The sequence below is a fragment of the Streptomyces sp. NPDC007095 genome (assembly GCF_040634475.1).
Lineage (GTDB): Bacteria > Actinomycetota > Actinomycetes > Streptomycetales > Streptomycetaceae > Streptomyces.
In genome coordinates, this window is sequence record NZ_JBEYFS010000046.1 from 20,426 (window position 1) to 40,098 (window position 19,673).

The 19,673-nt window shown below is 70.4% G+C and carries 17 protein-coding genes; 12 read left to right on the plus strand and 5 right to left on the minus strand.

The window, feature by feature from the left end:
* Positions 1–135: 135 nt before the first annotated feature.
* The gene (gene rpmB / locus ABZ656_RS17825; protein ID WP_003993230.1) at positions 136–321 is read right to left on the minus strand and encodes a 50S ribosomal protein L28; all 186 of its coding nucleotides are present in this window, start codon (positions 319–321) and stop codon (positions 136–138) included.
* Positions 322–580: 259 nt separating this feature from the next.
* Between rpmB and ABZ656_RS17830 the strand changes: the two genes are divergently transcribed.
* Positions 581–2,506: a DAK2 domain-containing protein gene (locus tag ABZ656_RS17830; RefSeq protein ID WP_360268986.1), complete on the plus strand. Its 1,926-nt coding sequence runs from the start codon at positions 581–583 to the stop codon at positions 2,504–2,506.
* Between the two features lie 171 nt (positions 2,507–2,677).
* Here the strand turns inward: ABZ656_RS17830 and ABZ656_RS17835 are convergent, their stop codons facing one another.
* Together ABZ656_RS17835 and ABZ656_RS17840 are read right to left on the minus strand one after the other, a co-directional pair.
* The gene (locus ABZ656_RS17835; RefSeq protein ID WP_360268989.1) at positions 2,678–5,758 is read right to left on the minus strand and encodes a tetratricopeptide repeat protein; all 3,081 of its coding nucleotides are present in this window, start codon (positions 5,756–5,758) and stop codon (positions 2,678–2,680) included.
* Positions 5,755–7,593, minus strand: coding sequence for an HSP90 family protein (locus tag ABZ656_RS17840; RefSeq protein ID WP_101400887.1), 1,839 nt, complete (start codon positions 7,591–7,593; stop codon positions 5,755–5,757). Before ABZ656_RS17840 ends, ABZ656_RS17835 begins: the two co-directional genes overlap by 4 nt.
* Positions 7,594–7,759: 166 nt before the next feature.
* On the opposite strand from ABZ656_RS17840, the gene ABZ656_RS17845 reads away from it, so the two are divergent.
* The 8 genes from ABZ656_RS17845 (at position 7,760) to mutM (ending at position 16,237) form a co-directional block, all read left to right on the plus strand.
* Positions 7,760–10,999, plus strand: a complete 3,240-nt coding sequence (locus ABZ656_RS17845) for a helicase-related protein (RefSeq protein WP_360268992.1) — start codon at positions 7,760–7,762, stop codon at positions 10,997–10,999.
* A gap of 39 nt (positions 11,000–11,038) precedes the next feature.
* Positions 11,039–11,626 (plus strand): 16S rRNA (guanine(966)-N(2))-methyltransferase RsmD, encoded by a 588-nt coding sequence (gene rsmD, locus ABZ656_RS17850; RefSeq protein WP_101400889.1) that lies wholly within the window; start codon positions 11,039–11,041, stop codon positions 11,624–11,626.
* Between the two features lie 26 nt (positions 11,627–11,652).
* A complete protein-coding gene (coaD, locus tag ABZ656_RS17855; RefSeq protein ID WP_180362364.1) occupies positions 11,653–12,132 on the plus strand; it encodes a pantetheine-phosphate adenylyltransferase in 480 nt (159 codons plus the stop codon).
* Between the two features lie 99 nt (positions 12,133–12,231).
* Positions 12,232–13,305, plus strand: coding sequence for a cell division initiation protein (locus ABZ656_RS17860; RefSeq protein ID WP_101400891.1), 1,074 nt, complete (start codon positions 12,232–12,234; stop codon positions 13,303–13,305).
* 188 nt (positions 13,306–13,493) lie between these two features.
* A complete protein-coding gene (locus ABZ656_RS17865; protein WP_101403778.1) occupies positions 13,494–14,132 on the plus strand; it encodes a DUF177 domain-containing protein in 639 nt (212 codons plus the stop codon).
* Between the two features lie 2 nt (positions 14,133–14,134).
* Positions 14,135–14,308 (plus strand): 50S ribosomal protein L32, encoded by a 174-nt coding sequence (gene rpmF / locus ABZ656_RS17870; RefSeq protein WP_006139588.1) that lies wholly within the window; start codon positions 14,135–14,137, stop codon positions 14,306–14,308.
* Positions 14,309–14,327: 19 nt separating this feature from the next.
* Positions 14,328–15,185: a ribonuclease III gene (rnc, locus tag ABZ656_RS17875; protein ID WP_101400892.1), complete on the plus strand. Its 858-nt coding sequence runs from the start codon at positions 14,328–14,330 to the stop codon at positions 15,183–15,185.
* A 167-nt stretch (positions 15,186–15,352) separates the two neighbouring features.
* Positions 15,353–16,237, plus strand: coding sequence for a bifunctional DNA-formamidopyrimidine glycosylase/DNA-(apurinic or apyrimidinic site) lyase (mutM, locus tag ABZ656_RS17880; protein ID WP_101400893.1), 885 nt, complete (start codon positions 15,353–15,355; stop codon positions 16,235–16,237).
* Positions 16,238–16,265: 28 nt separating this feature from the next.
* Here the strand turns inward: mutM and ABZ656_RS17885 are convergent, their stop codons facing one another.
* Entirely contained in the window at positions 16,266–16,673 is a 408-nt protein-coding gene (locus ABZ656_RS17885) for a helix-turn-helix domain-containing protein (RefSeq protein WP_101400894.1), read from the minus strand.
* Between the two features lie 98 nt (positions 16,674–16,771).
* Between ABZ656_RS17885 and ABZ656_RS17890 the strand changes: the two genes are divergently transcribed.
* On the plus strand, positions 16,772–17,383 hold the full coding sequence (locus tag ABZ656_RS17890) for a flavodoxin family protein (RefSeq protein ID WP_101403779.1): 612 nt from the start codon (positions 16,772–16,774) through the stop codon (positions 17,381–17,383).
* A 156-nt stretch (positions 17,384–17,539) separates the two neighbouring features.
* Here the strand turns inward: ABZ656_RS17890 and ABZ656_RS17895 are convergent, their stop codons facing one another.
* Positions 17,540–18,529 carry a CAP domain-containing protein gene (locus ABZ656_RS17895; RefSeq protein ID WP_101400895.1) on the minus strand — a complete coding sequence of 330 codons (990 nt, stop codon included), beginning with the start codon at positions 18,527–18,529 and terminating at the stop codon, positions 17,540–17,542.
* Between the two features lie 140 nt (positions 18,530–18,669).
* On the opposite strand from ABZ656_RS17895, the gene ABZ656_RS17900 reads away from it, so the two are divergent.
* Both ABZ656_RS17900 and ABZ656_RS17905 read left to right on the plus strand, forming a co-directional pair.
* Positions 18,670–18,951 (plus strand): acylphosphatase, encoded by a 282-nt coding sequence (locus tag ABZ656_RS17900; protein WP_360268999.1) that lies wholly within the window; start codon positions 18,670–18,672, stop codon positions 18,949–18,951.
* Positions 18,952–19,333: 382 nt separating this feature from the next.
* On the plus strand, positions 19,334–19,537 hold the full coding sequence (locus tag ABZ656_RS17905) for a hypothetical protein (protein ID WP_028802434.1): 204 nt from the start codon (positions 19,334–19,336) through the stop codon (positions 19,535–19,537).
* The last annotated feature ends 136 nt before the right edge of the window (positions 19,538–19,673 follow it).

Genomic DNA, 19,673 nt, shown 5'->3' on the forward strand with positions numbered 1-19,673 from the left:
GCGCGCGTGGGACACCCGCCACGACAAAAAACCGGCCCACCGTGAGAGGTGGACCGGTTTTTAAGCGAACCAGCAGTGGCCGCGCGCATGGGGTCCCCCCTGCTCGAGCGGAGTCGAGAGCTCGGGGGAGTTGCGTCAGCGCGAGACCTTGCCGGCCTTGATGCACGAGGTGCAAGCGTTCACGCGCTTCGGCGTCCCGCCCACCACGGTACGGACGCGCTGGATGTTGGGGTTCCAGCGACGGGACGTACGGCGGTGCGAGTGCGAGATGTTGTTGCCGAAGCCCGGCCCCTTGCCGCAGACGTCGCAGTTGGCAGCCACGGGTCACTCCAAAGACTTCAGATGCTCTTACGGTTGATCCCGGCATGCCGGAATCGAGATCTAGGATCTGAGTGGCGGTGCCAGGGGGAAGACCCGATCGAATCGGGCAACTGGAGCAGCATACAACGACTGCGTCCGGAGAACGAAACTACCATGGCGGCCCCGGAGCTCACCCCAGCCCTCCTTGGGGCCCCCTACCGTCAGTAACCCATCCTGGGTCTACGCTGCGTGCCACGTCCAGAAGCTCAAGGAGGCGCAGGTGCCGCAGGTGCCGCAGACATTGGATGCTCTCGCGGTGCGCACCTGGTGCGGCCTCGCGCTGGAGGCGCTGGGGCGGGCCCGCGAGGAGATCGACGCCATCAATGTCTACCCGGTCGCGGACGGGGACACCGGGACGAATCTGTATCTGACGGTGGAGTCTGCGGCAGCTGCGGTGGAGGCGGTTTTCGCGGGCTACGAGACGGTGACGGGGGCCGGTCCCATGGGGTCCGCTCCCACTGGAGCAGTTTCCACGGGGTCCGCTCCCACTGGAGCCGTTTCCACGGGGTCCGCTCCCACTGGAGCCGTTTCCACGGGGTCCGCTCCCACTGGAGCCGTTTCCACGGGGGTCACGGGGATCGGTCTGCCCACTCTCGCCGACGCCGTGCGGGCGATGGCGCACGGGGCGCTGATCGGGGCCCGCGGGAACTCCGGGACGATCCTCGCGCAGCTGCTGCGCGGCATGGCGCAGGTACTCGCCGCCGATGGTGAGGCCGGGAGTGAGACCGCCGGTGAGGCCGAGCGTGGTGCCGAGGGTGAGACCGAGGGTGAGACCGCTCACACCGACGGACAGGCCCTTCGGCTGGCCCTCCGACAGGCCGCCGACTCCGCACGCGAGGCCGTGGCGCACCCCGTGGAGGGCACGGTCCTCACGGTCGCGGCGGCCGCCGCCGAGGCGGCCACCGGTACGGAGGGCGACTGCGGCACGGTCGCGTGCGCGGCGTACGAGGGAGCACGGGCGGCCCTCATGGCGACCCCCGGCCAGCTGGCCGTGCTGGAGCGCGCCGGTGTGGTCGACGCGGGTGGGCGGGGGCTGCTGGCGGTGCTGGCGGCACTGGCGGAGACGTTCACGGGGGAGTCCCCGGGCGCCGGACGGGTGGCGGTCGAGGTCCATACGCGCGTGAATGGCATGGACGGCGTGAGTGGCGTGGACCGTGTGGACGGCCTGGACCGTGTGGATGTGAACGGCGTGTGCGTGGACGGCGGGCCCGGGGAAGACAACCCGGCCTTCGAGGTGACCTATCTGCTGGAGGCCGAGGACGCGGACGTGGCGCGGTTGCGGGCCCGGCTCGACCGCCTCGGCAACTCGCTCGTCGTGGTCGGCGGGGACGGGCTGTGGAACGTCCATGTGCACGCGGACGACGCCGGTGCCGCTGTGGAGGCGGGGGTCGAGGCCGGGCGGCCGTACCGGATCAGGATCACGCACTTCGGGCTCGGCGACGCCCACACGGCGGACGCGGCCGGGCGGCCGCCCCGGGAGCGGGCGCAGCGGGCCGTGGTGGCGGTCGTGCCCGGCGAAGGGCTGGCCGGGCTGTACGCCGAGGCCGGGGCGACCACCGTGCTCGCGCGGCCCGGGGAACCGCCCGCGAGCGGGGAACTCGTCGAGGCCGTACGCCGGGCCCACGCGCGCGAGGTGGTGTTGCTGCCCAACGACGCCGATCTGCGCCACACCGCGGCGGCCGCCGCCGAGCAGGCCCGTACGGAGGGCGTCCGGGTCGCGCTGATCCCGACCCGCTCCGCGGTCCAGGGCATCGCCGCGCTCGCCGTCCACGAGCCCGAACGTCGCTTCGACGAGGACGTCGTCGCCATGACCTCGGCGGCGGGCGCCACGCGTTACGCCGAGGTCGCCGTCGCCGAGCGTCAGTCCTGGACCATGGCCGGCATCTGCCAGGCCGGCGACGTCCTCGGGCTCATCGACGGCGATGTCGCCGTGATCGGCTCCGACATCACCGCCACCGCCGAAACCGTCCTCGACCGCATGCTCGCCGCCGGCGGGGAGATGGTCACCCTCGTCCTGGGCGACGAGGCTCCCGGCTCCATCGCCGCCCATCTCGAAGCGCGGGTCCGGGAGTCGTACTTGGCCGTGGACACGGTGGCGTACCGGGGCGGGCGACAGGGTGCGTTGCTGCTGATCGGGGTGGAGTAGCCGCCTGGGGCGCCGCCGCAGGACCCGGGTGTTTCTTCGGCCGCGGGTGGGTGGGGGCTGGTCGCGCAGCCCCCGGGGGGACGGGAACGGGTGGGGGCGGCGGGGGCGAGCCCCCTGCCCCGGTCCGTCACCGGTCCCGCCCCGGTCCGTCACTGGTCCCGCCCCGGTCCGTCACCGGTCCCGCTGCTTCTCCGTCACGCCCAGCATGTTCTCCGCCTCGGCCCGACGTGCCTCCGCGGCCTGCCCGTCCACACCCGCGTACGCGGAGAGCACCGCACGCGCGCGTGCGGCCGCCGCCGCGGGCCGGAGCAGATCGGCCTCCAGCCACCCCGCCGCGAGCTCGGCCCCGGTGCGCGCGTCGAGGGCGTCGTCGCCGAGGGACGCGAAGACGGAGATGGCCCGCGTGTAGTGGGCCAGAGCCTCCCGCGCGTCGTCCGGAACGGAACGGGCGACGAGGTCACCGAACTGCCGATGTGTGTGACCGAGTTCGGCGACAAGGCGATGACGGGCCTCCACAGCATCGGATTCCTCCACGGCATCCGAGCCCTCCGCGGCATCGGCGCCCACCACAGCCTCGGCCCCGACGGAGGACGACACCGCCAGAAGCCCCTCCTCGCACTCCCGCACCGCCGCCGCCATCGACTCCCGCGCCCCGTCCAGCCCCGAGTCCGTACGCAACGCGACCCACGCCCGGGCCCGCAGCGACCGGATCAGACCGTGGACGTTGCCGACGGCACGCCACAGATCACCGGCGCGCGCGTACGCCTGCTCGGCCTGCGCGGGCAGTTCGGCGTGGCCTAGCGCCTCGGCGGCGAGATGGGCGAGCATCGCGTGGTCACGCTGCCCGGGCCAGTGCCGGGCGATGTCCGCGGCACGCAACCAGTGCTCGGCCGCCGCACGGTGTTCGCCGAGCTCGGTGAGACAGTCGCCGAGCCACCATCGCGTCTGCACGATCGCACCGTCGCCGTGCATCTCGGTGGTCAGGTCGGGCAGCGCCGACTCCAGGATCTCCGCGGCCTCGGCCCACCGCTCCTGACGGAGCAGGAACCCGCCGAGCTGGTGCCGGGCCCAGGCGCCGAGGGTGGGCCCCTGGCCCGCCTCGTCGGCCCAGTGCGCGGCCTCCAGGGCGTGTTCCGATGCGGGCCCGAACTGCCCGGTGGCGCCCAGGACCTCGGCGAGCTGCAGGTGCAGCTGCGCGTGCCCCATCGGCTCCAGGCGAGGCCCTCCGTGCTCCAGCGCCGCGCGTGCGGCCCGCTCGGCCCCCTCCGCGTCGCCCAGGTGCCGGGCGATCCCGGCGAGCCGGGACTCGTACTCGACGGCGAACCACGGCAACCCCGCCGCCACGAACGCCTCCGAGGCCTGCCCGAGCAGTTCCGCGGCGGCCTCGGCGTCCCCGGCGTGCGCCGCGAGCTCACCGAGCATCGCCCGCGCCTCCGCGGCCCGCGAGGCCATCCGCACGTCCGAGATGTGCGGCTCGGCCAGCGCCAACAGCTCCCGCACGGCCGCCTCGGCGGCGCCCACGACCTCGTCCCCGGCGGTCCCGGAATCGGCGGTCCCGGAGCCCGCCGTCCCGTATGCCGTCGCCCCCGGCTCGTCCTCGTCCGCGCCCTCCTGCACCAACTGCATCAATATCCGCGCCCGCCCCACCAGCACGGACGCCGCCTGGGACACCCCCGTCCCGCCGTCCGCGAGCAGGGCGAGCACCCCCTCGTACAGCTCCGAGACGGTCGCGAGCGCCTCCTCGGGCCCGCCGGTGAGAGCGAGGACGTACGCGGCACGGGCACGGGCCGCGAGCGCCTCGCCGGGGTCGCCCGCCTCGGCGTAGAGCCCGGCCGCCTCGTGGAAGAGTTCGATGCCCTCGGGACCGCGTTCCATCGCCGCGTGGTCGGCGATCTCCGCACGGTCGCGGACGCCCAGCTCCCGGCCCTCGGCGGCCCGTGAGACCGCAGCCCAGGCCTCGACGGCGTCCGGGCTCCGGGTCGCGGACAGCCGCCGGGCCTCGGTGAGCAGCGCCGAGAGCGAGGACGGGTCCGAGCCGGCATCCGACTCCACGAAGGCGGCAGACGATCGGGCCGAAGCCGAAGCCGAAGCGGAACCCGTAGCGGAGCCCGAAGGCGACAAGTGTCGCGCGGACCGGGACCGCACCCCCAGCGGCAAGCGCTCGACCAACGGCCGCTGATCCATCCGCCCACGAGCCCGCTCACTGACGTACGACGTGCCGTTACGCGCGTCGAAGAGCGCCGCCAGGGAAAGGGCCTCCCCGCGCGCGTGGACAGCGAGCCCGCTCGCGGTCCACTCCCGGCCGGCCGGTCCCGGCACCGGCTGATCGCCGAGACCGAGCCCGGTCAGGCGGTCCATGAGGAGAGCCGTCACGGCCATGAAGTCGAGCTTGCTGCGCGGGTCCCCGGAGTCGGTGAAGTAGGCGGGGCGCTCCGCGAGCAGCTCCAGGGCGCGCGCCTCGTTGCCGGAGAGCGCGCAGAACTCCACGTGGTCCGCGTACGCGCCGCGCATGCTCTCCATGGGGCGCACCAGCCTGAAGCCCCGCAGGTGATGGGCGCGGGCCTCGTCCAGGCGACCCAGACGCAGCAGGGGGACCAGGGAGGACGCCAGCACGGTGTGCGGCTCGTGGGCGCAGGTGTACTCGCCCTCCAGGACCGGGCGCCACAGTTCCAGCGCCTCCTCGTCGGCGTCGCGCTCCGCCCGCCACCACCCCTGGCTGTGGAGTTCGCACGCGTGGCAGTCGGCCATGGTGTCCCGGTCGGCGGCCAGCCACGCGGTGTACGCCCGTTCGGCGCGGTCCAGGTCGCCCAGGTGCGCGGCGACGCTGAACTCGGCCCCGCGCACGGCCCGTTCGGAGTGCGCGGCCAGCCGGTAGCGGTGCTCCATCTCGCCGAGCCACTTCTCTATGGAGGCGAGCGGGATGTGCGGCTGGTCGAGCATGCCGGCCGACATCCACTTGAAGACCCAGTGCAGGGAGTGGGTCTCGTACTCGTCGAAGTCCTCGGGGCGCTCGTCCCACATGCGCAGCAGGCGCGCGAAGGGGACGAACATCTTGTCCTTCTCGGAGCTGTAGTTGTAGACCTTCAGCTGGTGTCCGAGCGCCTCGATCACGGCGAGCGGGATGTTCAGCTTCTCGGCCTCGACGAGCAGTTGCTCCGCGCGCGCGTTGCGGGCGGGACCCTCCGGCTGCTCCTGGTTGTCCGCCATCGCCTGGCGCAGGGTGTCGAAGTCCATGCCCATGGCCTGGCTCATCGGAGGTCGTCCTTCCCGGGCTCGGTGTGGGTGGCCCACTCCAGGAGGCCGATGAACGCGCGGTTGAGGAGCGCGGAGTCGGCGGGCCGCAGGGGGCGCTGCGCCATGAGGAGGGCCTGTCCGTAGAGGGACTCCGTGGCGGTGCCTATCAGCTCCGGGTCACGCAGTGAACTGATCCTTCGGATCAGTGGGTTGAGGTGGTTGAGGACCAGGCGGGCGCGGGGCGCGCTGCCGCGCAGCGAGCCGAGAATGCCTGCCCACAGGTCGTCGGCCTGCTCCTCGGCCTCCGCGCGGGCCTGCTCGTGGCGGGCCGCCCGGTCGTCCAGGTGCAGGGCGGGCACGGAGAGCGGGTGGAAGGCGCGCAGCACCACGTCGCAGCCCAAGGGGTCGAGCTTGGCCCGGGCGGCCATCAGGAAGCCCGAGAGGGCCAGCTCCTCGGCCGGGTCGACGGCGTCCAGGTGCGCCGTCACGGTGTCGGCGTCCAGTTCCGAGACGACCGTCCCCGGACGCACCGACGGCAGCGCCTCCACCAGCTCGCTGTCGTACGTGTAGCCGCCGTTGATCACCCCGATGCCCTGCGCGGAGGCGATGGGCGCGACCTGCCGGTACTCCTCCACGGTCCGTGTGAAGTGCACCACCGGGTGACGCAGCGCGAACTCCTCCAGGGACAGCCGTCCGTCGGTCGTCTCGAAGGGCAGCCACGGCAGCATCGTGCGCAGCATCTCGTTGTCGTGCCGCGCCAGGGACTTCACGCCCAGGTGGTGCACCGACAGGAAGGCCGCCAGACGCTCCGGGTCGCCCGCCGCGAGCCCCGTCAGCCACGACCGGATGCGCTCGCCCAGGGCCTCGCGTACGGCCGCCAGGGTCTCGTCCTCGTACAGCGACTCGCGCGAGGCGGTGGGCCGCAGGCTGTCCGTGTCCAGGACACAGCGCACGAAGAACGCCCAGTCGGGCAACAGTTGTTCGGCCCGCTCGGTGAGCAGCATGCCCTTCAGGTGCACCCGATGGCTCGCGCGCTGGGCGGGGCTGACCGCGGACGGCAGGACGTACGCCACGCCGCGGACTCCGGCGAGCGGCACGTTCAGGTCGATCGTGTCCAGCGGTGTGAAGCCGAACAGGTCGTGGCAGTGGCGGGCCAGGGCCACCCTGCGGGTGGCGGGGCTCGGATGGGTGCGGTCCCAGGGCGCCGGAAGGTCCGCGATCGCCTCGTCGCCGACGCGTACGTCGTACGGCAGCAGCGAGCCGAAGTCCCGGGCCAGGGAGCGGACCCGCTCCTCGGTGAGCCATTCGCCGGCACCGGCGCGCGCCACCAGGTGCACGGTGGTGCCCGGTTCGGGACGGGCCTCGTGCGGCAGCGTGCGCACGGTGTACGAGCCGTCGTCGGTCGCCGTCCACTCCACGGGGGCCGCGTCGGGCGTACGCGCGCTGCGGCTGACGACGCGGATGCGTTCGGCGACCACGAAACAGGCCAGCAGCCCGATGCCGAACTGCCCCAGGAAGTCGGAGCGCGCCGCCTGCAGGCCCTCCTCCCGCTTGGAACTGCGGCCGATCGTCGCGAGGAGGCTGTGGACGTCGGACTCGGTGAGCCCGATGCCGGAGTCCTCCACACGCAGCGTGCCGCCCTCGGCGTACAGGCGTACGGCGGCCGGGGCGTCCGGCTGCTCCGCCCGTCGGGCGGTGATCGCGTCCACGGCGTTCTGCAGCAGTTCGCGCAGGTAGACCTTGGGACTGGAGTAGAGGTGATGGGAGAGCAGGTCCACCAGACCACGCAGGTCGACCTGGAAGGTGTGAGGTGACTGGGATGCCTGTGATGACTGTGAGGTCTGGGAGTCCATCGTCGCTGCGCCGAGGGTGGGGGGACGTGCGACGGCGCGGGGTCGGGCGGTCCCGGGGGACGGTGACCGCGAAGAGGGCCGGAGCGCGTCATCCTAGGCCCGGAACGAGCCGTCTGACCAGCGGATTTCCGGGACGTATACGGCAATGTCAGTGGTGTGGTGTGCAATGGATCTCGTGCCCGCGCTCGATGAACCACTGAAGAAGGTACTCGGTCCCCCCACCGCGAAGGTGATGGCCGAGCACCTCGGCCTGCACACCGTCGGCGACCTGCTGCACCACTACCCGCGCAGATACGAGGAGCGCGGGCAGCTCACCCACCTCGCCGACCTGCCCATGGACGAGCACGTCACGGTGGTCGCCCAGGTCGCCGACGCGCGCCTGCTCACCTTCGCCTCCGCCAAGGCGCCCCGCGGCAAGGGCCAGCGCCTCGAAGTGACCATCACCGACGGCAGCGGCCGCCTCCAGCTGGTCTTCTTCGGCAACGGCGTGCACAAACCCCACAAGGATCTGCTGCCCGGCACCCGCGCGATGTTCTCCGGCAAGGTCTCCGTCTTCAACCACCGCCTCCAGCTGGCCCATCCGGCGTACGAGCCGCTGCGCGCCGACAGCGACGACGCCGCCGAGACCGTCGACTCCTGGGCGGGCGCGCTCATTCCGATCTACCCGGCCACCGCCAAGCTGGAGTCCTGGAAGATCGCCAAGTCCGTGCAGACGGTGCTGCTCAGCGCCCAGGAGGCCGTCGACCCGCTGCCGGACTCCCTCCGGGACGGTCGTGGCCTGGTCTCCCTCCCCGAGGCCCTCCTGAAGATCCACCGCCCGCACACCAAGGCGGACATCCATGACGCCCGCGCCCGTCTCAAGTGGGACGAGGCCTTCGTCCTCCAGGTCGCCCTGGCCCGCCGCCGGCACGCCGACGCCCAACTCCCCGCCGTGGCCCGTCTCCCCAAGCCGGACGGGCTGCTGACCGCCTTCGACGCCAAGCTGCCCTTCACTCTCACCGAGGGCCAGCAGAAGGTCTCCAAGGAGATTTTCGACGACCTCGCCACCGAGCACCCGATGCACCGGCTGCTGCAGGGGGAAGTCGGTTCGGGAAAGGCTCAGCCGCTTGACTCCCTGGTCCTGACGCCTGCGGGCTTCAAGAGAATGGGTGATGTCTCAGTCGGGGACGCTGTTGTCACTCCCGTGGGTGACATCGCCCTGGTCGACGGAGTCTTTCCGCAGGGCGAACGCGATGTCTGGCAGCTTGTCCTGTCCGACGACTCCACGGTGGAGTGCGATGACGAGCATCTGTGGATCGTCGGCACCAGTTGCGAGTGGGACCGAGGTCAGGAGCCGAAGGTGCTGACTGCCCGGGAGATCAGAGCAGACATCCACAAGGCGAACGGCTCGTCGAAGTGGTACCTCCCGGCGGTCACGCCAGTGGATCTCAGCGATGGAACAACGCCGCCTCTGGATCCCTATCTCTTCGGGCTGCTTCTGGGGGATGGATCCTTCAGGCACAACCTCCGTATGTCGACAATCGACGAGGAGGTTCTGGCGGCTGTCCGCTTCGCCTCGCCTCCGGACTGCGAACTGGTGGCGGTGCCCGGCTCGCGCTGTGATTACACCCTCAGGCTTTCGGGGCCAAGGGGGGGCACACGAAGGAATCCGGTGATCAGTGCGCTGCGTGCGCTCGGGCTTTGGGGGGCGGGTTCGCACGACAAATTCCTCCCTCCCGTCTTCAAGAACACCTCGATCAAGGACCGTCTCGCCGTACTGCAGGGGCTGATGGACACGGACGGGACTGTGGACGCCCAGGGCATGAGCGTCTCGTTCTGCTCGGTCTCCAGGCGGCTGGCCGATGATGTGGCCTGGCTCGTCCGGTCGCTCGGGGGACGTGCGCGGGTCCTGCCGAAGAAGGCCGCCTTCAACGTATCGATCGCCTTGCCCGAGGAGTACGGCCCATTTCGGCTCGCCCGGAAGGCAGACCGGATGCGCCCTCGGCCGAAATACAACACTTTCCGACGCGGGATTCGCGCAGTCGAGTACGTGGGGCGCAAGCAGGTCCAGTGCATCAGCGTCGCTCACCCGAGCCACGCCTACGTCACCGACAACTTCACCGTCACTCACAACACCATGGTCGCCCTGCGCGCCATGCTCGCCGTCGTCGACGCGGGCGGGCAGGCCGCGATGCTCGCGCCGACCGAGGTGCTCGCCCAGCAGCACCACCGGTCGATCACCGAGATGATGGGCGAGCTGGCCGAGGGCGGCATGCTCGGCGGGTCCGAGCACTCCACCAAGGTCGTGCTGCTCACCGGGTCCATGGGGGCGGCGGGACGGCGGCAGGCGCTGCTCGACCTGGTCACCGGTGGGGCCGGGATCGTGATCGGCACCCACGCGCTGATCGAGGACAAGGTGCAGTTCCACGACCTGGGCCTGGTCGTGGTGGACGAGCAGCACCGCTTCGGTGTCGAGCAGCGCGACGCCCTGCGCGGCAAGGGCAAGCAGCCGCCGCACCTCCTGGTGATGACCGCCACGCCCATTCCACGCACGGTCGCGATGACCGTCTTCGGCGACCTGGAGACCTCGGTCCTCGACCAGCTCCCCGCCGGGCGTTCGCCGATCGCCACCCATGTCGTCCCCGCCGCCGACAAGCCGCACTTCCTCACGCGCGCGTGGGAGCGCGTGCGCGAAGAAGTGGAGAACGGCCATCAGGCGTACGTGGTCTGCCCGCGCATCGGCGACGACATCGATGAACCTGCCGACCCGAAGAAGGCCAAGAAGAAGTCCCCCGAGGACGAGGCCGAGAAGCGCCCGCCTCTCGCCGTCCTCGACGTCGCCGACCAGCTCGCCAAGGGACCCCTCCAAGGACTCAAGGTCGAGGTCCTGCACGGCCGTATGCAGCCCGACGACAAGGACGCCGTGATGCGTCGCTTCGCCGCGGGCGAGACGGACGTCCTGGTCGCCACGACGGTGATCGAGGTCGGGGTGAACGTGCCGAACGCCACGGCCATGGTGATCATGGATGCCGACCGGTTCGGCGTGTCCCAGCTCCACCAGCTGCGAGGCCGCGTCGGCCGTGGTTCCGCCGCCGGGCTGTGCCTCCTGGTCAGCGAGATGCCGGAGGCGAGCCCGGCCCGCCAGCGGCTGACCGCGGTGGCGTCCACGCTCGACGGCTTCGAGCTCTCCCGCATCGACCTCGAACAGCGCCGTGAGGGCGACGTGCTCGGCCAGGCCCAGTCCGGCGTCCGTTCCTCGCTGCGCATGCTCGCCGTCATCGAGGACGAGGAGATCATCGCCGAGGCCCGCGAGGAGGCTGCCGCGGTCGTCGCCGCCGACCCCGAGCTCAGCGCCCTCCCCGGCCTGCGCACGGCCCTGGAGGCGCTCCTCGACGAGGAGCGCGAGCAGTACCTGGACAAGGGCTGAGAGACTGGCCCCGACACACTTCCAGCGCAAAGGACCCTCATGACCCGCGTGATCGCCGGCCGGGCCGGCGGACGCCGTCTGGCCGTCCCGCCGGGCACCGGCACCCGCCCCACCTCCGACCGGGCGCGCGAGGGCCTCTTCTCCACCTGGCAGTCCCTGCTCGGCGGCCCGCTGGAGGGCGAGCGCGTCCTCGACCTGTACGCGGGCTCGGGCGCCGTCGGCCTGGAGGCGCTCAGCCGCGGCGCCGGGCACGCACTCCTCGTCGAGGCCGACGCCCGCGCGGCCCGGATCATCCGCGAGAACGTGAAAACGCTGGGCCTGCCCGGCGCCGAGGTCAGATCGGGCAAAGCGGAACAGATCATCCAGGGCTCGGCGCCTACGGATCCGTACGACCTGGTCTTCCTCGACCCGCCGTACGCCGTCTCCGACGACGATCTTCGCGAGATTCTGCTCACACTCCGGACGCAGGGCTGGCTCGCGGACGAAGCGCTCGTCACCGTGGAGCGCAGCACCAGAGGCGGCGAATTCGGCTGGCCGGACGGTTTCGACGCGATCCGGGCCCGTCGTTACGGCGAGGGGACGTTTTGGTACGGTCGCGCCGCCTCTACGTGCGAAGACGCACGATGACCGGACCGGAGAGCGAGGGACCACAGTTGCGCCGCGCCGTCTGTCCGGGGTCATTCGACCCCATCACCAATGGACACCTCGACATCATCGCCCGCGCTTCCAGGCTCTACGACGTCGTGCACGTCGTGGTGATGATCAATCAGTCGAAGCAGGGCCTGTTCACCGTCGACGAGCGGATCGAGCTGATCCGCGAGGTCACCGCAGAGTTCGGCAACGTCCAGGTCGAGGCGTACCACGGCCTCCTCGTCGACTTCTGCAAGCAGCGCGACATCCCCGCCATCGTGAAGGGCCTGCGCGCGGTCAGCGACTTCGACTACGAACTCCAGATGGCCCAGATGAACAACGGCCTCTCGGGCGTCGAGACGCTGTTCATCCCGACCAGCCCCACCTACAGCTTCCTCTCCTCCTCGCTCGTGAAGGAGGTCGCCCAGTGGGGCGGCGACATCTCCCACCTGGTGCCGGAGGTCGTCCTGGAGGCGCTCAAGGGGCGGCTCGGAAAGAGCTGAGCGCCTGACAGTGCGTCACCAGGTGTCGGGCGGGGTGGGAGTGGTCGTACAGTCGACCCGTCCGTCTCCATCACAGCTGTAGAGAGTGGCGAGCACACGGTGGACGTGCAGAAGAAGCTCGATGAGATCGTCGCGGCGGTCGGCAGCGCCCGTTCCATGCCCATGTCGGCCTCGTGCGTGGTCAACCGCGCCGAGCTCCTCTCGATGCTCGAAGAGGTGCGCCAGGCGCTGCCCGGCTCCCTCGCGCAGGCCGAGGAGCTGATCGGCGGCCGCGAGCAGATGGTCGAGCAGGCCCGCCAGGAGGCCGAGCGGATCATCGAGTCGGCGCACGCCCAGCGCGGCTCCCTGATCTCCGACACCGAGGTCGCCCGCCGCTCCCAGAACGAGGCGGACCGCATCCTCGCCGAGGCCCGCCAGGAGGCCGAGGAGATCCGCGCGGAGGCCGACGACTACGTCGACTCCAAGCTCGCCAACTTCGAGGTCGTCCTCACCAAGACCCTCGGCTCCGTCGGCCGCGGCCGCGAGAAGCTCCTCGGCACCGGCCCCGGCACCGACGAGCAGGGCTACGAGGACGAGGACGCACCCGAGCGCAGCCACGACCCGGAGACCCTGCGCCGGGACGCCGACGTGTACGTGGACGTCAAGCTCGGCGCCTTCGAGGCGGTCCTCGCCAAGACCCTGGAGGCCGTCGGCAAGGGTCGCCAGAAGCTGCACGGCCGCATCGCCAGTGACGACCTGGGCGAGCTGGGCACCTTCGCGGAGGACGGGACGCCCGGCCATCACACCAGCGACTCCGACTACCTGGCCGGCCTCGCCGAGCTCTCGGAGACCCCCGAGCGGCCCGTGCAGACCCCCGAGGTGCCGGCCCAGCCGGACTACGGACAGCAGCAGGACGCCTACGCGTACCAGCAGCAGCCCGACCCCTACGGCTATCAGCAGCAGTACGCCCAGCAGGACGCGTACGGCTACCAGCAGGCCGACCCGTACGCCGCCTACCCGCAGCAGCAGGGCTACGACCAGCAGACGGCGTACGACCAGAGCGGGCAGCAGGCCTATCCGCAGCAGCAGCCGGGGGCCCTGGACCCGATGGCGAACGCCCTGGACGAGACCAGCCTCTTCGACACCACCATGATCAGCGCCGAGCAGCTGCGGGCGTACGAACAGGGTCGCTGACCCCGGACGGACCCCTGACGGACCCCTGACGGACATTGTCCGGGTACCGGCTGGGCACCGGATTGGGCCGAGAGCGAAAGGTCCAGTATCCTGGTTCTTCGGTCGCGTGTACGTCCGCGATCACTGCTGCCCGGGAACACCAGGGGCGGCGACCCCTCGAGTTTCGAAGATCGAAAGCAGGAACGGCTCTGAACACCCACCTCGACCACCGCAATCCTCTCGTGTTCGACACACACGAGCTGGGGCGGCGTCCTGGTGCGCTGCAGCGCTTGACCCGCACGATCGACGCCCCCAGGGATCTCGGGATCCAGGGAGTCATCGGAGTGCCGGAAGGCGCCCCGATGGAGCTCGAGCTCCGGCTCGAGTCGGTCATGGAAGGTGTGCTTGTCACAGGCACCGCCCGTGCACGGGCCGAGGGGGAGTGCGTAAGGTGTCTGGAGCCGCTCGAGCTGGAGCTCGCAGCGGACTTCCAGGAGATGTTCTCGTACCCTGACGCCGACGACCGGGGCCGTGTCAAAGCGGAGCCGGCCGACGACGCCGAGGAAGACGAGGACAGACTCTTCATCGAGGACGGACTGTTCGACCTCGAACCCGTGCTGCGTGATGCGGTGGTGCTCGCACTGCCGATGCAGCCGGTGTGCCAGGACGACTGCCTGGGCCTGTGCTCCGAATGCGGAGTCCGGCTCGCGGACGACCCGGACCACCACCACGACGCCGTCGACATCCGTTGGGCGGCACTGCAGGGACTCGCTGGTTCATCCGGAGACGGCGAGAAGGACGAGTTGAGCGGCGCCGAAGCGGGCGTCGACGAGAAGCAGGAGAAGTAGCCGTGGCTGTTCCGAAGCGGAAGATGTCGCGCAGCAACACGCGCCACCGCCGGTCGCAGTGGAAGGCTGCGGTCCCCACCCTGGTTGCGTGCGAGCGCTGCCACGAGCCCAAGCTGCAGCACATCGCGTGCCCGGCTTGCGGCACTTACAACAAGCGCCAGGTCCTCGAGGTCTGAGCGGCTGGTGAGAGGTCTGATGTCTGACGCCAAGGCGGACCCAAACGCCAAGAAAAAGGCGGACAACACAGCCTCGTCCCACACGCTTCTGGAAGGGCGGCTCGGGTACAAGCTCGAGTCCGCCCTTCTGGTGCGTGCGCTGACCCACCGTTCCTACGCGTACGAGAACGGCGGTCTGCCGACCAACGAGCGTCTGGAGTTCCTCGGGGACTCCGTGCTCGGCCTCGTGGTCACGGACACGCTGTATCGCACCCACCCCGACCTGCCCGAAGGCCAGCTGGCCAAGTTGCGGGCCGCGGTGGTCAACTCGCGTGCGCTGGCGGAAGTGGGCCGCGGCCTCGAACTCGGCTCCTTCATCCGGCTCGGCCGGGGCGAGGAAGGCACGGGAGGCCGGGACAAGGCATCCATCCTCGCCGACACCCTTGAAGCGGTGATCGGCGCGGTCTATCTCGACCAGGGTCTGGACGCGGCGGGCGAACTCGTCCACCGGCTCTTCGACCCACTGATCGAGAAGTCCTCGAATCTGGGCGCAGGCCTGGACTGGAAAACCAGTCTCCAGGAACTCACCGCGACCGAGGGGCTCGGCGTTCCCGAGTACCTGGTCTCGGAGACCGGCCCGGACCACGAGAAGACCTTTACTGCTGCCGCCCGCGTCGGAGGCGTCTCGTACGGCACCGGCACCGGCCGCAGCAAGAAGGAAGCGGAGCAGCAGGCCGCGGAGTCCGCGTGGCGTGCCATCCGCGCCGCCGCGGACGAACGAGCGAAGTCGGCCCAGGCCGCCGAGCAAGCGGCTGAGGCCGCCGAGCAGGCTGCCAAGGTCGCTGAGGGGACCGCCGACACCCCCTCGGCTCCGACGAGCGACTCGGCCACGGCCTGATTCCTTCGTAGCACCTTCGTAAGCATCGGGCCCCTGTCGCAGCGCACGCGCCGCGACAGGGGCCCGATGCGTCTTGTGTCCGTGTGTCCGGGACTCCCGTTCGGATGACGCGGGCACGAGGTAACCTTCGGGCGTCGTTCCCGTGCCCGTCCCTACGGAGGAGTCCCGTGCCCGAGTTGCCCGAGGTCGAAGTCGTGCGGCGCGGCCTGGCGCGGTGGGTCAGCGGGCGGACCGTGGCTTCGGTCGAAGTACGGCACCCGCGCGCCGTACGGCGGCATCTCGCCGGACCCGAGGGGTTCGCGAAGGCGCTCGCGGACCACCGCGTGGGACCCGCCATGCGCCGCGGCAAATACCTCTGGCTGCCCCTCGAGGACTCCCCGTTCTCCGTCCTCGCGCACCTCGGCATGAGCGGCCAGCTCCTGGTGCAGCCGGAGGACACCCCGGACGAGAAGCACCTGCGCATCCGCATCCGCTTCGACGACACCCGGACGCCCGCCCCCGCCGGGGCGGAGGGCACCGAGCTGCGCTTCGTCGACCAGCGCACCTTCGGCGGGCTCTCCCTCCACGAGAACACCCCGGACGGCCTGCCGGACGTCATCGCGCACATCGCCCGCGACCCGCTGGACCCCCTCTTCGACGACGCCGCGTTCCACACGGCCCTGCGCGCCCGGCGTACGACTATCAAACGCGCCCTGCTCGACCAGTCGTTGATCAGCGGGGTCGGCAACATCTACGCGGACGAGGCGCTCTGGCGCGCCAAACTGCACTACGAACGTCCCGTGGCCGGCTTCACCCGGCCGCGCACCGCCGAACTCCTCGGCCACATCCGCGACGTCATGAACGAGGCCCTCGCCGTCGGCGGCACCAGCTTCGACAGCCTGTACGTCAACGTCAACGGCGAGTCCGGCTACTTCGACCGCTCGCTCGACGCGTACGGCCGCGAGGGCGAGCCCTGCCGCCGGTGCGGGACGCCGATGCGGCGGCGTGCCTGGATGAACCGGTCCAGCTACTTCTGCCCGCGCTGCCAGCGCCCGCCGCGCGTCACGCCGTAGCCGCTCGGCCCGACGTGGCAGGCCCGGATCAGCTCTCGCGGGTCTCGTCGTAGCGCTCGCGGGCCGTCAGGACATCGTCCATGCGGCCCTCGACGAAGTGGATGAGGGTCAGCAGGCGCTCGGAGACCTCGCGACCGAGCGGGGTGAGGGTGTAGTCGACGCGCGGGGGGTTCGTGGGCTGCGCCTCGCGGTGCACCAGGCCGTCGCGCTCCAGCGCGTGCAGTGTCTGGGAGAGCATCTTCTCGCTGACGCCGTCGACCCTGCGCCGCAGCTCGTTGAAGCGGAACGTTCCCTCGTGCAGTGCTCCGAGCGTGAGCGATCCCCAGCGTCCGGTGACGTGCTCCAACGTGCCCCGGGACGGGCAGCTGCGTGCGAACACGTCGTACGGGAGGTCCTGACACTCACCGCGCTCGGCGGTCTGCACGCTGGGTTTCATGGGCCCACCATACTCCGGCGCAGCGCTAACCACAGGGTTGCACTTACCAGAAGTTAGTGCTTTCCTTTGGTTCGTTGTCACCACCTGGAGGAGTCCCCATCGTGAGCACCACGAGTACCCCTGTCGTTTCCATCGCCTACCACTCCGGCTACGGCCACACCGCCGTCCTCGCCGAGGCCGTTCGCTCCGGTGCCGTCGAGGCGGGTGCCCAGGTGCATCTGATCAACGTCGACTCGATCACCGACGCCCAGTGGGAACTGCTCGACGCCTCGGACGCGATCGTGTTCGGCTCGCCCACGTATATGGGCACCGCTTCCGGCGCTTTCCACGTCTTCGCCGAGGCGTCCTCGAAGCGCTGGTTCGGACAGGACTGGCACGACAAGCTCGCCGCCGGTTTCACCAACTCCGGCTCCAAGAGCGGCGACAAGCTGCACACCCTGCAGTTCTTCCAGATCCTGGCCGCCCAGCACGGCATGAACTGGGTCAACCTCGGTCTGCACCCGGGCTGGAACAGCTCCTCGGCCTCCGAGCACGACCTCAACCGGCTCGGCGTCTTCGCCGGCGCCGCCGCCCAGACCAATGTCGACGAGGGTCCGGAGACGGTTCACAAGGCCGACATCGCCACGGCGGAACACCTCGGGCGCCGGGTCACGGAGGCGGCGCGGGTGTTCGCGCTGGGGCGCGCGGCGGTGGCCGGGGCGGCCGCGTAAACGCTTGCGCAATCGTTTGAGTAAACGCTTGTGCGGGGCCGCGCAAAGGTTTGCGTAAGCGCTTGCGCAATCGTTTACGCACCCGCACGACAAAGCCGCGCCCCATCGTGCAGCGAGGGGCGCGGCTTCGTCTTGTAGCGAGGGGTGGGCCGTCGGCTAGTAGCCGAAGTCCTGCGTCCACCAGGGGCCGCCGGTGCCGAGGTGCACACCCACACCCAGGGTCTTGAAGTCGCAGTTCAGGATGTTGGCGCGGTGGCCGGGGCTGCTCATCCAGGCGTCCATGACGGCGGCGGCGTCGGCCTGGCCGCGGGCTATGTTCTCGCCGCCGAGGCTGGTGATCCCGGCCTTGGCCGCCCGGTCCCAGGGGCTGAGCCCACTCGGGTCGGTGTGGTCGAAGAAGTCGCGCGTGGCCATGTCCTCGCTGAAGGCCTGGGCCAGGTCGGACAGGGCGCTGTTCGCCGCCACCGGACTGCAGCCGACCTTGGCCCGCTCGTCGTTGACCAGCTTGAGCACCTCGGTCTCGGCCGCCGTCTGGGCGGAGACGTCGACCGGGGCGGTGGTCGTGGGCGCCTTCGTCTTCGAGGCTTGGCCGGGCGGAGTCGCGGGCTTCTTCGCGTGGGCGGACTTGCCCGGCTTGGTGGTGGTGGGCGCCTGGGAGGGCGCCGTCGTCGGCGCGGCCGGTGAGGTCACGGGAGCGGTCGACGCCGATGCCGAGGGCGACGCGGAGCGGTCGGCGTCACGGCTCGTCGAAGTGCCCTCGCGGCCGTCCGCGCTCGCGCTGCCCGACGTACCGCCCTGCTGGGTCTCCTGGCTGGACGGGGACCCCACGGCCTGCACGTTGTCCGAGTTGTTGCTGCCACCACCGAGCGAGTAGTTCTCGGTGCCGGGCAGGACGCCGGAGGCGACGGCCACGGTGCCCAGTGCCACGGCTGCGGAGACGCCGAGCAGACCCGTGCGTACCGGTGTCGCGGTCTTCCGCTTGCGGTGCGAGCGGGCAGCGGCGGTCGGCGGGAGGTCGGCGACGGCGGCGTAGCCGTACAGGTTCTCCGGACCGTAACTTTCCGTAAGGGGTCCGTGGGTCTCCGTAACCCCCGTGGCGCGGCCCGTGGCGGCGCGGCCGACGGCGGAGCGTCCGTGGCGTCCCATCTCCTGGCCTTCCTCGTTCTTGGTCAGCGTCCCTCACTCGAAAGAGTGGGTTTCATATGAGACTCATTGGGTCGGGACGGTACCGCATGGCGGGAGTGGGGGAAGTGCTGCGAGAGACTTTGTCCGGTTAGCGTGCAGCCATGAACGAGGTTGTACGGCTGGTCGTCTGGGTGCGCGGACGTGTCCAAGGTGTGGGTTTCCGCTGGTTCACGCGGGCCAAGGCGCTGGAGATCGGCGGCCTGAGTGGCTTTGCTCTCAATTTGGACGACGGACGGGTCCAGGTGGTCGTGGAAGGAACCCGGGCCGGATGCCAGGGTCTGCTCGACTGGCTCCAGGGGGACGACACACCCGGGCGTGTGGACGGAGTCACTGAGATCTGGGACACGCCCCGGGGGATCTACGACGGCTTCGCGATCCGGTGACGGCGACGTGCGCAACACCCCTGGCGGAAGCGGTATGGCATGCCACCGGCACCTGCCAGAAGCAGAAATGACCTGGTGGTTGCCAAGAACGGCTCGGCGTGGCAGGCTCCGCAGAGAAGGATGATCTCCACGCCCCCCGGGTCCCGCAGGAGTCGCAGCGCAGCCGTCCGAAGGGCCGCGCGACAGCGGGTTGCCCGCCAATACGGGGCGTGATCGTGTTGACCGTCAAACTTTTTGGTGAGACGCTGAAAGCCCCGCGCACCTTAGCTGTTTGGCATGTGGAACCGCAGCAAAAATTTAGTAAGTGTCAAGCATCGCGGGTGCGATTCCCTCACGACCCACACCGCTTCGGTCGGTCACTCAGTGTGGAGGACCATCCATCATGGCAAAGGCGCTTCTCGGTTACGTCGGCGGTTCCGACCCGCGACTCATCGCCGAGATGCGACGGCTCCAGCAGCGTGTACAGGACCTCGAATCCGAGCTCGTACGGATTCAGGCCGAGAACGATGCGCTCGCGGCTGCCGCTTCTCACGACTCGCTTCTCGAGAGCATCGACGTACCCCAGGCGGAGCCTGCGCTCACCTGACCACTGCACCGCACTACGACAGCAGTGGTTGGGCTGCCCGTGTCAACCGCTAAGTTGTCAGAATTGCAAGGGACGCCTCTCCGGCGTCCCTTCTTCTTTCCCCCGCGTGCCCTCCCACTCTTTAACGTCTGGTGTG

Excerpts from the sequence above, each read along its gene's own strand:
- ABZ656_RS17895 (WP_101400895.1), bottom strand. The coding sequence starts at position 18,529 with ATGGGACGCCACGGACGCTCCGCCGTCGGCCGCGCCGCCACGGGCCGC.
- ABZ656_RS17835 (WP_360268989.1), bottom strand. The coding sequence starts at position 5,758 with ATGAGCCAGGCCATGGGCATGGACTTCGACACCCTGCGCCAGGCGATG.
- ABZ656_RS17905 (WP_028802434.1), top strand. The coding sequence starts at position 19,334 with ATGGCAAAGGCGCTTCTCGGTTACGTCGGCGGTTCCGACCCGCGACTC.
- rsmD (WP_101400889.1), top strand. The coding sequence starts at position 11,039 with ATGACCCGCGTGATCGCCGGCCGGGCCGGCGGACGCCGTCTGGCCGTC.
- ABZ656_RS17885 (WP_101400894.1), bottom strand. The coding sequence starts at position 16,673 with ATGAAACCCAGCGTGCAGACCGCCGAGCGCGGTGAGTGTCAGGACCTC.
- rnc (WP_101400892.1), top strand. The coding sequence starts at position 14,328 with ATGTCTGACGCCAAGGCGGACCCAAACGCCAAGAAAAAGGCGGACAAC.
- ABZ656_RS17840 (WP_101400887.1), bottom strand. The coding sequence starts at position 7,593 with ATGGACTCCCAGACCTCACAGTCATCACAGGCATCCCAGTCACCTCAC.
- ABZ656_RS17845 (WP_360268992.1), top strand. The coding sequence starts at position 7,760 with ATGGATCTCGTGCCCGCGCTCGATGAACCACTGAAGAAGGTACTCGGT.
- ABZ656_RS17900 (WP_360268999.1), top strand. The coding sequence starts at position 18,670 with ATGAACGAGGTTGTACGGCTGGTCGTCTGGGTGCGCGGACGTGTCCAA.